This window comes from Arthrobacter sp. 05L417 (assembly GCF_056397865.1).
In genome coordinates this window covers 114,239-128,458 of sequence record NZ_JBFTOG010000005.1, presented here as the reverse complement: position 1 = coordinate 128,458, position 14,220 = coordinate 114,239, and the positions used below count along the sequence as shown (strand labels likewise).

Annotated in this window: 12 protein-coding genes and 2 tRNA genes; 2 read left to right on the top strand and 12 right to left on the bottom strand. The window is 63.1% G+C overall.

Going from position 1 to position 14,220, the window contains the following annotated elements:
• Positions 1–18 precede the first annotated feature (18 nt).
• Entirely contained in the window at positions 19–561 is a 543-nt protein-coding gene (locus AC1DJW_RS06850; RefSeq protein WP_059388874.1) for a peptidylprolyl isomerase, read from the bottom strand.
• A 153-nt stretch (positions 562–714) separates the two neighbouring features.
• On the opposite strand from AC1DJW_RS06850, the gene AC1DJW_RS06845 reads away from it, so the two are divergent.
• Together AC1DJW_RS06845 and AC1DJW_RS06840 are read left to right on the top strand one after the other, a co-directional pair.
• Positions 715–1,695 (top strand): hypothetical protein, encoded by a 981-nt coding sequence (locus AC1DJW_RS06845; RefSeq protein ID WP_390281511.1) that lies wholly within the window; start codon positions 715–717, stop codon positions 1,693–1,695.
• A 122-nt stretch (positions 1,696–1,817) separates the two neighbouring features.
• A complete protein-coding gene (locus AC1DJW_RS06840; RefSeq protein WP_390281509.1) occupies positions 1,818–2,702 on the top strand; it encodes a glycosyltransferase family 2 protein in 885 nt (294 codons plus the stop codon).
• A 4-nt stretch (positions 2,703–2,706) separates the two neighbouring features.
• On the opposite strand, the gene AC1DJW_RS06835 is transcribed toward AC1DJW_RS06840, so the two are convergent.
• The 11 genes from AC1DJW_RS06835 to dnaN form a co-directional block, all read right to left on the bottom strand.
• On the bottom strand, positions 2,707–3,615 hold the full coding sequence (locus AC1DJW_RS06835; protein WP_476901023.1) for a DMT family transporter: 909 nt from the start codon (positions 3,613–3,615) through the stop codon (positions 2,707–2,709).
• 67 nt (positions 3,616–3,682) lie between these two features.
• Positions 3,683–3,758: transfer RNA gene (locus tag AC1DJW_RS06830), tRNA-Ala, on the bottom strand.
• Between the two features lie 72 nt (positions 3,759–3,830).
• Complete coding sequence (locus AC1DJW_RS06825; RefSeq protein ID WP_284750998.1) at positions 3,831–3,947, bottom strand: DLW-39 family protein; 117 nt, start codon at positions 3,945–3,947, stop codon at positions 3,831–3,833.
• A 57-nt stretch (positions 3,948–4,004) separates the two neighbouring features.
• Positions 4,005–4,078 (bottom strand) — tRNA-Ile (locus tag AC1DJW_RS06820).
• A gap of 113 nt (positions 4,079–4,191) precedes the next feature.
• Positions 4,192–4,887, bottom strand: coding sequence for a DUF3566 domain-containing protein (locus tag AC1DJW_RS06815; protein ID WP_284750999.1), 696 nt, complete (start codon positions 4,885–4,887; stop codon positions 4,192–4,194).
• On the bottom strand, positions 4,884–7,625 hold the full coding sequence (gene gyrA, locus AC1DJW_RS06810) for a DNA gyrase subunit A (protein ID WP_459341942.1): 2,742 nt from the start codon (positions 7,623–7,625) through the stop codon (positions 4,884–4,886). The genes AC1DJW_RS06815 and gyrA overlap by 4 nt, the downstream gene beginning before the upstream one ends.
• 63 nt (positions 7,626–7,688) lie before the next feature.
• Positions 7,689–9,764 carry a DNA topoisomerase (ATP-hydrolyzing) subunit B gene (gene gyrB / locus AC1DJW_RS06805; protein ID WP_284751001.1) on the bottom strand — a complete coding sequence of 692 codons (2,076 nt, stop codon included), beginning with the start codon at positions 9,762–9,764 and terminating at the stop codon, positions 7,689–7,691.
• Positions 9,765–10,161: 397 nt separating this feature from the next.
• On the bottom strand, positions 10,162–10,716 hold the full coding sequence (locus tag AC1DJW_RS06800) for a DciA family protein (protein ID WP_284751002.1): 555 nt from the start codon (positions 10,714–10,716) through the stop codon (positions 10,162–10,164).
• Positions 10,703–11,896, bottom strand: a complete 1,194-nt coding sequence (gene recF, locus AC1DJW_RS06795) for a DNA replication/repair protein RecF (RefSeq protein ID WP_284751003.1) — start codon at positions 11,894–11,896, stop codon at positions 10,703–10,705. Before recF ends, AC1DJW_RS06800 begins: the two co-directional genes overlap by 14 nt.
• A gap of 23 nt (positions 11,897–11,919) precedes the next feature.
• Positions 11,920–12,804, bottom strand: coding sequence for a phosphogluconate dehydrogenase (NAD(+)-dependent, decarboxylating) (gnd, locus tag AC1DJW_RS06790; protein ID WP_476901022.1), 885 nt, complete (start codon positions 12,802–12,804; stop codon positions 11,920–11,922).
• A 135-nt stretch (positions 12,805–12,939) separates the two neighbouring features.
• A complete protein-coding gene (gene dnaN / locus AC1DJW_RS06785; RefSeq protein WP_390281493.1) occupies positions 12,940–14,064 on the bottom strand; it encodes a DNA polymerase III subunit beta in 1,125 nt (374 codons plus the stop codon).
• Positions 14,065–14,220 lie beyond the last annotated feature (156 nt).

Sequence of the window (14,220 nt, the reverse complement as noted above, 5' to 3'; positions counted from 1 at the left end):
CTGCTCAGGCCCCGGGGATCAGAGCTGGACGATATCAATGCTGTTGATGACGACGTCTTCGACAGGGCGGTCGCCCATGCCGGTGCGGACAGCCTCGATGGCGTCTACAACCTTCTTGGACTCTTCGTCAGCAACCTCACCGAAGATGGAGTGCTTGCCGAAAAGCCAGTCGGTGTTGACCGTGGTGATGAAGAACTGGGAACCGTTGGTGCCCTTGCCCATCTGGATGCCGGCGTTGGCCATGGCCAGCTTGTAAGGGGCGTTGAAGTTGAGTTCCGGGTGGATCTCGTCGTCGAACTTGTAGCCCGGACCGCCGATGCCGCGACCGAGGGGATCGCCGCCCTGGATCATGAAGTCTTTGATGATGCGGTGGAAAATGGTGCCGTTGTACAACGGGGTACCGGTCTTGTCTTCGCCGGTCTCGGGGTGCGTCCAGGACTTTTCGCCTGTGGCCAGGCCAACGAAGTTGGCGACCGTCTTGGGCGCGTGGTTGCCGAAGAGGTCAACCACGATGTCACCGAGGCTCGTGTGGAAAGTTGCTTTTGCGGTTGCGATGGTCATACGGCCATTCTTCCACGCAGGGTCAACGCCGGGACGGCCAGGAAGGCGGTTCCGCGCTCGGTGAAATCTTCCATGAATCCGCCGGATGAATAGCCGGTGCCGATCAAGCGACGTAGGCTAACAACAAACGAGCATGTTGATCGGGAGGTAGTTGTGAAGAAATCGGACCGGATTGCCCGCGAACTTGAACACACCGTTGTGAATGGTGTCGAAAATGCCAAGGACTGGGCGACACCGCGCGTCGAAGCAGCTGTGAACTGGGCTGTTCCCCGCATCCAGCACGGAATCGACACCGCTTCGCCGAAGCTCCAGGAAGGCCTGAAGTCGGCTGCGTACAACCTCGCCGACGGCGTTGCAACCGTCACGCCGAAGCTCCAGGAAGGCCTCGCGAACCTCGCACCGAAGATCCACGACGTCGTCGAGGACGCCTCACCCAAGATCCAGGAAGCCCTTAACAAGGCCACCCCGGCCCTCAGTCACGCCCGGGACAAGGTTGTGGAGGAGTACCTGCCCAAGCTCTCAGAGCAGCTCGGGCAAGCCTCCGAGGTTGTCCACCACGCCCTTGAGAATGCACCCGCGCAAGTGGACGCCGTCGCCCAGAAGCTGGTGGACTCCGGCGTGGTTCACAATCTGCAGGAGCAAGCACAAGCCACAGGATCCCAGCTGAAAGCCGCGGCCGAGGAAGCCACCAAGACCGTTTCGAAAGAACTCGCCAGGACCAGGAAGCCCAAAAAGCGGGGCTTCCTGATCTTCACCGTTGTAGCAGCAGCTGCCGCGGCCGGGGTCGCCGCGTGGAGAGCCAGCCGCCCGGTGGAGGACCCGTGGAAGACTCCGGTCCCGGTAACCCCATCACCGGTGCCGGCCGCAGCGGTGGCCGAGAAAGTCGCTGACAAGGCCAACGAAGCAGCCGCCAAGGTAGCTGACAAGGTTGACGACGTGAAACTCAACGTGGCTGACAAAGCCGAGACCGTAGCCGAGAAGGCAAAGCACGCCGTCGAGGACGCTACGGACACCGCAGCAAAGGTGGCAACCGACGCCAAAACCGCGGTAAAGAACATCGCCGCCAGCCTGCACAAGGACGAAGCAGGCAAGGATCAGGCGGCCACGGACGAAGCAGGCAAACACGAAGCCTGAGCGAAAGCCACATTCGCTCCACGTTGAAGGGATTCCGGTTCGCCGGGATCCCTTCAATTGTTTGGCCACTTGTCACCGGAGGCTTCCTCAAGTAACACCGGCCTGATGTTAGATTTATGGGGATGCCAGCCGATAGATCTTTCGTAGATGCAGCCACCAACGCAGCCGTCGCACCCGTGAAGCCGAGCGTTTCAATCATCATCCCGGCGTTCAACGAGGAAAGCGTCATACGGCAGTGCTTGATCGCGGCCATCTACCAGTCGGTACCTGCGGACGAGATCATCGTCGTGGATAACAGGTCCACAGACCGCACTGCGCAGATCGTCCAGCAGATGCAGCAGGAATACCCGGAGAGCCCCATCATCCTGTTGAGCCAGGACAACGTGCAGGGACTCATCCCCACCCGCAACTTTGGCCTCAATAGCGCAACGTCGGATGTCCTCGGCCGGATCGATGCCGACTCCGTCCTGGAACCTGACTGGGTTGAGCAGGTCCAAAAGGCCTTCGCCGATCCCTCAGCGCAGGCGGCCACAGGTCCGGTGGTCTACTACGACATGCCCATGCGCCGATTCGGACTCAAAGCAGACGACAAAATGCGCCAGCTCATGCTTCGGCTCGCGAAACACCAGTACCACTTCCTCTTTGGATCCAACATGGCGCTTCGCCGTTCCGCCTGGGAAACCATCCGGGACGAAACCTGCCTGGATGAGAAGGACGAGATGCATGAGGACATCGATCTATCCCTGCACCTTGCCGACCACGATCTCAGGGTCCAGTACTGGCCGCAGATGGTCTCGGGAATGTCTGCCCGCAGGCTCGAGGATTCACCGCGCGACTACCGGTATTACGTGACCCGTTTCGACCGCACCTACAAGGCCCACAACGTCAAGAAGATGGCACTGAAGGCCCCCATGGTGGTGTTCTTCTCGGTCTACTTCCCGGCCAAGCTTCTCCGGGCCATCCACACGGCCAATGCAGGCCAAGGCGCGCGCCGCGGCGGCCTGTAGCCACTCAGTCAGCGCCGAGCTCGGCGATCTTGCCCTCGGCGTCGCCCTTGCCGCGCCGCTGACCAGCGACGACGACGGCGAGCCCAACCAGGATCAGGGCGAGTCCAGCATAGGTACCGACCGGCAGGGTCTCGTGCAGGAAGACGGCAGCGAGAAGGGCTGCGCCCGGAATCTCCAGCAGGATGATCATCGACACCAGCAGCGGGCTCACGGTGGCCAGGAGGTGGTTGAACGCGGTGTGGCCCACCAGTTGTGCGCACACAGTGATTGCAACGATCCCCAGCCAACCGCCGGCGTCGAACCCCACAAGCGGCTGGCCGCCAGTGAGGGCCAGAACGGCGACGATGGCGGCGCAGATCCCGTAGCAAAGCGTCGTGTATGTTCCGGTGCCCATGCTCTGGCGGGCTTTACCTCCGGCCAGGGTATACAGGCCCGCCAGGGCGCCTCCCGCGAGGGCCAGGATGTCACCAAGGAGGGCTTTCGGGGAGGTTCCCATATCGAAGCCCGTGATGGCCGCGACGCCGCCCAACGCGATGCCCAGGCCCACCAGGACCGGCCAACGGTGCTTGCTGCCCCGGAGGAGCTGGAAAACGGCGATCCACGCCGACTGCAGGCACACCAAGGCGGTGGCTGCCGCGACTGACGTGAGCTGCAGCGCGGTGATGAAGCAAGCGAAGTGGAAGGCCAGCGCCACTGCCGCGACAGCGGACCAAGTGAACTCTCTGCGGGTGATCTTGCGGAACTGGCGCGGCTCGCGGATCAAGACCGGCGAGGCCATGACGACGGCGGCGATTGCGTTGCGCCAGAACGCGATGGCCAGCGCCGTGACAGAGGTAGCTCCAAGCGTTCCGGCGATGAGGGGTCCGGATGATGCGACTCCGAGCACACCCAAAGCAGCAACAATGAAGTTCACATTTCAACCTTAGTGGGGTGGCTTAACGCAAAGAGTCCCGGTCATTTCTGACCGGGACTCTTCCTTATGGTGGAGGCACGGGGACTCGAACCCCGAACCCCCTGCTTGCAAAGCAGGTGCGCTACCAATTGCGCCATGCCCCCATAAGAAGCAACCCATCCATACTACCCCAGTTCCTTCGATGGTTTTCACCATCTCCGGGCCGGGCGCCTTCGCTAGTCAACCGTGTCGGTTGCCTTGCTCCAGACTGTTTTCCGGGCTTCGGATTCCTGCACTTTTTTGTAGAGCAGGACGCCTGCGATCGCAGCTGCAACTACCAGCAACTTCTTCACATGCACCCCGTTCCGGCTTGGTTTCCCAAACCTTTAGCAAAACCTGTGCAGGTTCCGTGGGCGTACCAGGACTTGAACCTGGGACCTCTTCGTTATCAGCGAAGCGCTCTAACCGCCTGAGCTATACGCCCCGATACCTCTTCGGGCCGAGACATGACTTTACAGCACATCCCGGCCCGATCTCAAATCGAGGTATTTTCACCACTGTTTTCCAGCAGTTTCCCTCATTTTCCGGCCGTCTGTATCAGTCGTCGGTAAGGGTCACGCCAATACCGCCCACGAGTGTTGCCGCAATGTTATAAAGCACGGCGCTCAGCATGGACAGGGCGGTCAGCAGCACAACATTCACCACGGCAATGATGGTGGCGAAGGAGGCCACCTGTCCCAGCGATGCGACCTTCTTGAGTTCGAAGCCACCGCTTTCCGAGCCTGCCAGGGTGCCCAGAAGGCTGTCCACTTGGTTGAAAATGCCGGTGAGGTCCAACACAGTCCAAAGCACGATTGCGGCAATCACAGTCACGATGCCCAAGGCAACGGACAACAGGAACGCCATCTTCAGGACAGACCACGGATCAACCTTGCTGACGAGCAGGCGGGCGCGGCGAACCTTCGCCTTAGGAGCCGGCTTCACGAGCCCGGGAGCCCCGGTGGCGGGCCGCTGCTGGCCCTGCACGGGCCGCTGGCCCGGTGCGGCGGGACGCTGCCCCGCCGGGCGCTGCGTTCCAGCGGGACGCTGGCCGGGAACCGCCGGGCGCTGGCCGGGAACCGCCGGACGCTGACCTGGGACCCTTTCCGCGCCAGTTCCTGCCGCACCCGAGGAGGATGCCACAGGGCGCTGCTCGGGACGGGCCGGTGCGTCTACCCGCGGAGTAGCCGACGGCTGCCGGAATCCTCCAGGGACACCCGTGCTCGGCTTGGGATATGAGTCCGAATTGCTCACTCGTTACCTCCGGTGTTGTCTTCGTTCAGCTCGACGCCGGACCCATTGCCGGATCCTGCGGCCGATCCCGATTCGGCCGTCGCGGTCGCCTGATCGGCGCCGCCGTTTGCAGCCAACGTTACGTCATCGTCCGCCTCGGACTGTCCTCCGACGGGATTTTCGACACTATTGACGGTTGATGCGTCGTGTCCGCCCTCACCCTGTTCGTCGTCGGATTCCTCGCCTTCAAGGCCGCGTTCGCTGTTGCGGGCCACCTCGATGATGCGGTCGTTCTTGTCAGGCTTCGCGAAGATGACGCCCATGGTGTCGCGGCCCTTGGCAGGCACACCGGCCACGGCCGAGCGGACGATCTTTCCACCCTCCATGACCACCAGGACTTCGTCTTCTTCGTTGACGATCAACGCACCGACAAGGTCGCCGCGCTCTTCCTGAAGCTTGGCCACCTTGATGCCCAGGCCGCCACGGCCTTGGAGCCGGTACTCCTCGACGGCGGTGCGCTTGGCGTACCCGCCTTCGGTCACGACGAACACGAACGAGCCGTCCTGCACGACGTCGGCCGCGAGGAGTTCGTCGTCTTCGCGGAACTTCATGCCGGTCACACCCGAGGTGGCGCGACCCATGGGGCGCAGTGCCTCGTCGGTGGCCGTGAAGCGGATCGACTGGCCCTTGCGGGAAACCAGGAGGAGATCATCCGTTTCGGACACAAGCTGCGCCGAGACGAGCTCGTCCTCATCCCGAAGGTTGATCGCGATGACGCCGGCGGTGCGGTTGGTGTCGTAGTCTTCCAGGCGCGTCTTCTTCACAAGGCCGTTCTTGGTGGCGAGCACCAGGTACGGGGCTTGCTCGTAGTCGCGCAAGTCCAGGACCTGGGCGATGTGCTCGTCCGGCTGGAAGGCCAACAGGTTTGCCACGTGCTGTCCCTTGGCGTCACGGCCGGCCTCGGCAAGCTCGTACGCCTTGGCCCGGTACACGCGGCCCAGGTTGGTGAAGAACAGCAACCAGTGGTGCGTGGTTGTGACGAAGAAGTGCTCCACAACGTCGTCGCCGCGAAGCTGGGCACCCTTGACGCCCTTGCCGCCTCGCTGCTGCGAACGGTAGTTGTCGCTGCGGGTGCGCTTGACGTATCCGCCGCGGGTGATGGTGACTACCACTTCTTCCTCGGGGATGAGGTCTTCCATGGACATGTCACCGTCGAAGCCCATGAGGATATGGGTCCGGCGGTCGTCACCGTGCTTGGCCACGATCTCGGCAAGTTCCTGGCTGATGATGTCGCGCTGGCGCTGCTCGGAGGCCAGGATCGAGTTGAATTCCGTGATCATGGCTTCAAGCTCGGCGTGCCTGTCCTGGATCTTCTGCCGTTCCAGCGCTGCGAGGCGGCGGAGCTGCATGTCGAGGATGGCGCGGGCCTGGAGCTCGTCGATCTCCAGCAGACCCATCAGGCCGTCGCGGGCAGCCTCGGTGGTGTTGGAGGCCCGGATGAGTGCAATGACCTCATCCAGCATGTCCAGCGCCTTGAGTAGTGCGCGCAGGATGTGCGCCTCTTCCTCGGCTTTGCGCAGGCGGTAGCGGGTCCGCCGGACGATGACGCTCATCTGGTGGGCCACCCAGTGCCGGATGAAGGCGTCCAGGCTCAGGGTGCGGGGTACGCCGTCGACGATCGCCAGCATGTTGGCACCGAAATTGTCCTGTAGCTGGGTGTGCTTGTAGAGGTTGTTGAGCACCACCTTGGCTACGGCATCGCGCTTGAGAACGATCACGAGCCGCTGGCCGGTTCGGCCGGAAGTCTCGTCGCGGAGGTCCGCGATGCCTTGGATCTTGCCGTCCTTGACCAGTTCGGCGATCTTGATGGCCAGGTTGTCCGGGTTCGCCTGGTACGGCAGTTCGGTGACCACCAGGCATGTGCGGCCCTGGAGTTCCTCCACGTTCACCACGGCGCGCATCGTGATGGAGCCGCGGCCCGTCCGGTACGCGTCCTCGATGCCCTTGTGGCCGAGGATGGTTGCACCGGTCGGGAAATCCGGACCCTTGATCCGCACGAGCAACGCCTCGAGCAGCTCTTCACGGCTGGCCGTCGGGTTGGCCAGATACCACTGCACACCATCGGCGACTTCGCGGAGGTTGTGGGGCGGGATGTTGGTGGCCATGCCGACGGCGATGCCGGAGGAACCGTTGACCAGCAGGTTGGGGAAACGCGCCGGCAGGATGGTGGGTTCCTGGTTCTTGCCGTCGTAGTTGTCCTGGAAATCGACGGTTTCCTCGTCGATGTCGCGGACCATTTCCATGGCCAGCTGGGCCATCTTGGTTTCGGTGTATCGCGGAGCCGCGGCACCGTCATTGCCAGGGGAACCGAAGTTACCCTGGCCCAGCGCCAGCGGATAGCGCATCGTCCAGTCCTGGATGAGGCGGACCAAGGCATCGTAGATCGCCGTGTCACCGTGCGGGTGGTACTGGCCCATGACCTCGCCCACCACGCGGGCGCACTTGTTGAAGGAGCGGTCCGGGCGGTACCCGCCGTCGAACATCGCGTAGAGCACGCGACGGTGGACAGGCTTCAGGCCGTCGCGGACGTCCGGAAGCGCACGGCCAACGATGACGGCCATGGCGTAGTCCAGGTACGAACGCTGCATTTCCGTCTGCAGGTCCACCTGGTCCACGCGGTCGGTCAGCACATCGCCCTCAAGTACGGGCTCCGGAATGCCGGCCGACTCGGCGGGAACCTCGGGTGTTTCTTCACTCATAATCTATGATTTCCGTTTCAGGTATATGTCAGTACTGGAATATTCCTAGGGGCTTTGAAGTCTCTAGATATCCAGGAACCTGACGTCCTTGGCGTTCTGCTGAATGAAGTTCCGGCGCGATTCCACGTCCTCACCCATCAGCACGGAGAAGGTCTGGTCCGCCGCCAGGGCATCGTCCATGGTGACTTGCAGGAGCGTGCGGTGGTCCGGGTCCATGGTGGTGTCCCAGAGTTCGGTGTAGTCCATTTCGCCGAGGCCCTTGTAGCGCTGGATGCCGTTGTCCTTCGGGATACGGCGGCCGGCGGCCTGTCCGGAAACCAGCTTGGCGTCACGTTCACGGTCGCTGTAGACGTAGTCGTGAGGGGCGTTCGACCACTTGATGCGGTAGAGCGGCGGCTGGGCCAGGTAGACGTAGCCGTTCTCAATGAGCGGACGCATGTAGCGGAACAGCAGGGTCATCAACAGCGTGGTGATGTGCTGGCCGTCCACGTCGGCATCGGCCATCAGGACGATCTTGTGGTACCGCAGCTTGGAGATGTCGAAGTCCTCGCCGATCCCGGTACCAAAGGCCGTGATCATGGACTGGACCTCATTATTGCCAAGGGCCTTGTCCAACCGGGCGCGCTCCACGTTCAGGATCTTGCCGCGCAACGGCAGGATGGCCTGGGTCTCGGGGTTCCGGCCACGCTTGGCCGAACCGCCCGCGGAGTCACCCTCCACGAGGTAGACCTCGCAGCGCGATGGGTCCTTCGACGAGCAGTCGGACAGCTTGCCCGGCATACCAAAGGATTCCAGGGGGCTCTTGCGGCGTGCGTTGTCGCGGGCCTTCCGGGCCGCCATCCGGGCCTGGGCAGCCTGGACAGCTTTGCGGATGACGTCGCGGGCTGGGCCGGGGTTCCGCTCCAACCAGTCACCAAGCTGGTCGGTGACCACCCGCTGGACGAAGCCCTTGACCTCGGAGTTACCCAGTTTGGTCTTTGTCTGGCCCTCGAACTGCGGTTCGGACAACTTCACCGAGATGACGGCCGTGAGGCCCTCGCGGATGTCGTCGCCGGTCAGGTTGTCATCCTTTTCCTTGATGATGGTCTTCTCGCGCGCGTAGCGGTTGATGAGCGATGTCATCGCGGCACGGAAACCTTCTTCGTGGGTGCCGCCCTCGTGCGTGTTGATGGTGTTGGCGTAAGTGTGGACGCTCTCGGAATAGGCCGTGGTCCACTGCATCGCGACCTCGACGGCGATGTGTCGCCCAATGTCCTCGGTTTCGAAGGCGATGACGTCCTCGTGGACGACGTCCACCTTCTTGTTCGAGTTCAGGTGCTTCACGTAGTCGAGCAAGCCGTCGTTGTATTGGTAAACGACGGTGCGGTGTTCAGCCGCCACTTCGCCGTCAGTGGCAACCGCGTCAAGATCCAGGTCATCGTCGCCTGCTCCTGCGACAGGACGCTCGTCCGTGAGCGTGATGCGCAGGCCCTTGTTGAGGAAGGCCATCTGCTGGAAGCGTGCGCGGAGAGTCTCGAAATCGAAATCGGTGCTCTCGAAGATGGTGCCGTCCGGGTAGAACGTCTGGGACGTTCCGGTCTGGTCCGTAGCTTCGCCCTGGACGAGCCCGCCCTGTGGCTTGCCGCCGTCGGCGAAACTCATCCGCCAAACGTGGCCCTGGCGACGCACCTCGGTGTCTACCCTGCGCGAAAGCGCGTTGACGACGGAAATACCGACGCCGTGGAGGCCACCGGACACGGCATAGCCACTGCCGCCGAACTTGCCACCCGCGTGCAGGATGGTCATGACAACTTCGACGGTTGGCTTCTTCTCCGTGGGGTGCATGTCCACGGGGATGCCGCGGCCATCGTCCACCACCTTGACGCCGCCGTCGGCCTGGAGGGTCACTTCAATGTGGCTGCAGTACCCGGCAAGGGCCTCGTCCACCGAGTTGTCCACCACTTCGTACACCAAGTGGTGGAGGCCGCGCGGGCCTGTGGATCCGATGTACATACCCGGGCGCTTGCGCACCGCTTCGAGACCTTCAAGAACGGTGATGTCGCTCGCACCGTACTCCTTGGACCCCGAGGGTGTGTCAGGCTTGTGGGCGTTCTCCTTCGCGGGATCTACTGCCAAGGTCTCTGCATTGTCGTTAGCCACAGGCGCTTTCGACTCCTCCGTGTTCGATGGTCGCCGGCCGTCACCGCACCAAGGAAGCACGTCCGTCAGGACACACCACAGGGATACGGCAGCCGCCAACAGGGACGTCACTGCTAACGCCGGCTACTTCGTGATTGGCGGATCCGCTTCTACAAGTGCTGTTCAGCGGAGCCAATCGACGTTCACCGGCGCCCAGTTGTCTATGCCGATTCTATCGTGACTAAGCGCAGTTCCTTGCAAAACCCGGCCCTTATGCTCAGGAAAGTAGCTCTGGGAGGCCGCTGGCCGCATCTGCAAGCTGCCAAAACGGCACCCTCTAGGGAGCTATACGGTCCGGGGAGGTTTCTCGCCCCTGTGCGCCGTTCAAGCAAATGCGCTCACCCGGGTGCCGGGGAAGTTACCCGTAGGTATCCCGGGGGCCCCGCCCATTGACGCTTCGTCCGCCCTTGCGCCAGCTCGGCGCGGTGGGCGCGAGCACTTGAATGGACGTCACCACACCGTCTCCGAGTTCTTTTCGGAACATGTCCAGGAGGCTGGTGCTCAGGAGCCTGAGCTGCGTTGCCCACGCGGTGGAATCGCAGCGGACATGCAGGGTGGTGTCGGTGAAGCTCTCCGGAGTGCAATGTGCGGAAATCTCCGGTCCCACCAAGGCATCCCACTCGGCCATCACGGAGCCCACGGCCACTGGAGATGTCCAACCGCGTTCGGCCACGAGCCTCCCGACGACTTTCCCCAAACCAAGCGGGTCCCGGCCGCTGCCATGGAATTGGCTGAATCCTCGGGTGTCCCGGACGCCCTTGCGTTTCGGAGCGGTACCCGTCCGCGGGGCGGCGCGACGGATTTCGCCCCGCGCAGCGGCCGCTTCGCGCATCCGGTTCAAAGCTGATTGGGCAGCGTCAATCTCGTCAGGGTCCCTGCCCGGCTGGCGTCCGCCGGGGCTATCCTTCTCCATCAATGCCTCCGGGCACAACCTTCACGCGCCGCCCCGCCAGTTCCTCGGGAATATCGGCGTCGACGGCGGCCGTCACCAAAACCTGTTCGGCGCCGGCCACTATTGCAGCCAGTTTACGCCTGCGCTGCACGTCCAGCTCGGCGAACACGTCGTCGAGGATGAGGATCGGAGCAGAACCCCCGGTACGGGTGTCGTCGAGCATGACGTAGTACGAGGCCAGGCGCAGGGAGAGGCACATGGACCATGTTTCGCCATGGGAAGCATAGCCCTTGGCCGGAGCTTGGCCTAAAACCAGTTCGAGTTCGTCGCGATGGGGTCCGACCAGGGAAATTCCGCGTTCCAACTCTTTGCGGCGCGAGGCGGCGAAAGCCTGGACGTAACGCTCAGTGAGTTGCTCCACGGATAGCAGGCGGAGGTCCTCAACCCCCTCTGAACCCTCAGCCAGACGTTCGGCGGGACCGCCGTCGTCGTCCAACACGCCTTGGATAGTGGAGCGGTAGATCGCGCCCGCTTCCTTCGATCCATCCGTCAGTTGCGCGTAGGCGCTGTTTAGGTGGGGTCGAAGCCGTTCCACGAGTTCCAGCCGTGCATGCAGGAGTTCCGCGCCGGCCCGCGCCATGTGCTGGTCCCAAACATCGAGCGTTGCTTCGTGGCCCGCGGTGAATTTTCCGGTGCGGGCCGATTTCAGCAGGGCGTTGCGCTGTTTGAGCACGCGGTCGTAGTCGCTGCGGGTCGCCGCATGCACTGGCATGAGGCTGACCAGCAGCTCGTCGAGGAAGCGCCGGCGGTTGGACGGATCACCCTTGACCAGGGCCAGGTCTTCGGGGGCGAAGAGCACGGTCTGGCAAATGCCCAGGATGTCGCGGGCGCGTACGGGATTTCCGCGGTTGATCCGGCCACGGTTGGCACGGCCGGCATTGATTTCGAGCTCGACCACGGTGGATTGTTCACCGCGGACAAGCTTCGCCCGGATCAAAGCGCGCTCCGTGCCGAAGCGCAGGAGGGGCGCATCCGTGCTGACTCGGTGCGAGCTCAGGGTGGCCAGGTATCCGATGGCTTCCATGAGGTTCGTCTTGCCGATGCCGTTGGACCCCACGAGGACGGTGACCCCGGGGCCGAGCTTGAGGTCAACCTGCGCGTAGCTGCGGAAATCGGTCAGCGAAAGATGTTCGAGGTACACGCGTACTGCTGGTCGGCCGGGACTTAGTTGGCCGGGCGGGTGGCGTGTCCGCCGAACTGGTTGCGCAGCGCGGACACCATCTTCATGGCCGGTGAGTTGTCCTCGCGGGAGGAGAAGCGGGCGAAGAGCGCGGCGGTGATTGCCGGCGCGGGGATCGCGTTGGCAATGGCTTCTTCAACGGTCCAGCGGCCTTCGCCGGAGTCCTCGACGTAGTCCCCGATGGAGGCCAGGCCCGGGTCTTCGTCCAGGGCTTTGACCATGAGGTCCAACAGCCAGGACCGCACCACGGTGCCTTTTTGCCAAGCACGGAAGGTGCCGGGAAGGTCCTTGATAATGTCCTTGGCGGCGAGCAGTTCGTAGCCTTCGGCGTAGGCCTGCATCAGACCGTATTCGATGCCGTTGTGGACCATCTTGGCGTAGTGTCCTGCTCCCACGCCGCCCACGTGGACGAAGCTGTCGGCACGATCGCCTTCGGGACGGAGCGCGTCGAATACCGGCATGGCCAGTTCGATGTCTTCGTCCGCGCCGCCTGCCATGAGTCCGTAGCCGTTCTGCAGGCCCCAGACGCCTCCCGAAACACCGCAATCGGCGAAGCGGATGTCGTTGGATGCCAGGAAGGCGGCATGCTTCTGGTCTTCGGTGAAGCGTGAGTTGCCGCCGTCGATCACCATGTCCCCGGCGGAGAGCTTTTCACCGAGTTCGCTGATCACGGCATCGGTGATGTCGCCGGAGGGAACCATGACCCAGACCAGGCGCGGAGCCGGAAGGGCAGCAATCAGTTCGTCAACGGATGCGACGTCGGCGATGTCCTGATTGCGGTCAAAGCCAGTGACCTCGATTCCGCCGTTGCGCATGCGTTCGCGCATGTTGAAACCCATTTTTCCAAGGCCGATCAGTCCGATGTGCACGGTGTGAACTCTTTTCTGCGCTGGTGGTTTTGGTATTGACCCGACCGTTCCCTGGCCGTGGGGCCCCTCCGGCGAGGGCCCCTGCCTGAGCTTGCGAAGGCTGGGAGCCGGTGGGGACTTGCGAGGCGGTGGGGACTAGTTGGGGAGACGGACGGGCATCACGAGGTAGCGGTAGTCGCCCTTGTCATCGCCGTCGGCGTCAACCTGGGCGGTGATCATGGCTGGCTTGGGTGCCGTGGTGAAGGAGAAGCGCACGAACTTGGTCTCGATCACGCCCAGGCCTTCCACCAGGTAGTGCGGGTTGAAGGCCACGGTGATGTCGTCGCCGCTGAGCTGGGCTTCCAGTTCCTCGGATGCCTGGGCATCTTCGCCGGTACCGGCGTCGAGATTCAGTTGGCCCTGGGTGAACGCCAGGCGAACCGGGGTGTTTCGTTCCGCGACGAGGGACACACGGCGAACGGCTTCAACGAGTTCCTGGGTTTGGACCGTGGCGTGGATCGGCGTGGAATCCGGGAACAAGGACCGGATCTTGGGGTAGTCGCCGTCGACGAGCAGGGAAGTGGTGGTGCGCCCGCCGCTTTCGAAGCCAATCAGGCGGCTGTCGTCATCAGCGAGGGCGAGGTGGATGTCGCCGCTGCCACCGAGCGTCTTGGCCACCTCGTTGAGGGTCTTGGATTTCACCAAGGCACTCGTGGAAATTCCCGGGGTGACGGGCTTCCACGGCACTTCCCGCATGGCGAGGCGGTAACGGTCCGTGGCGAGGAGGGTGATCATGTCATCCTCGATCTCCATCCGGACACCGGTAAGGATCGGCAGGGTGTCATCCCTGCTGGCCGCGATGATGACCTGCGAAACGGCTTGGGCGAAGGCGTCGCCGGGCAAGGTTCCACTGATGGCGGGAAGCGCCGGAAGTGGCGGGTACTCGGATTCCGGCATGGTGGCGAGATGGAAGCTGCTTCGACGGCACGTGAGGGTGACTTTGCTGCCGTCGGTTTCGATGTCGACAGGCGCCGAAGGGAGGCTGCGGCAGATATCGGCCAAGAGGCGACCGGAAACCAGGATGGTTCCCTCGGTGGTGATGTCAGCCGGAATCTCGAGACGGGCGGAGGTCTCGTAGTCAAAGCTCGAGAGACTCACTGTTCCGGCTTCTGCCTTGAGCAGGAGACCTGAGAGTACCGGGACGGGCGGCCGCGGAGACAAGGACCGGGCTGTCCATGTGACGGCTTCTGCCAGGACATCCCGCTCGACTCTGAACTTCACGGAAGGGTGCCGCCTTTCATTGCTGCTGCCAGTGTTCCACCGGAAACTCCCGCAGGAGCCCCGAAAACCAGCGCCCCGAACTCGGCAGCTGCATGGTCCGCAGTGAGCGAACTACAAAGCAGCGCCAAGGATGGACGCGATGCAGACAGCTTAGCC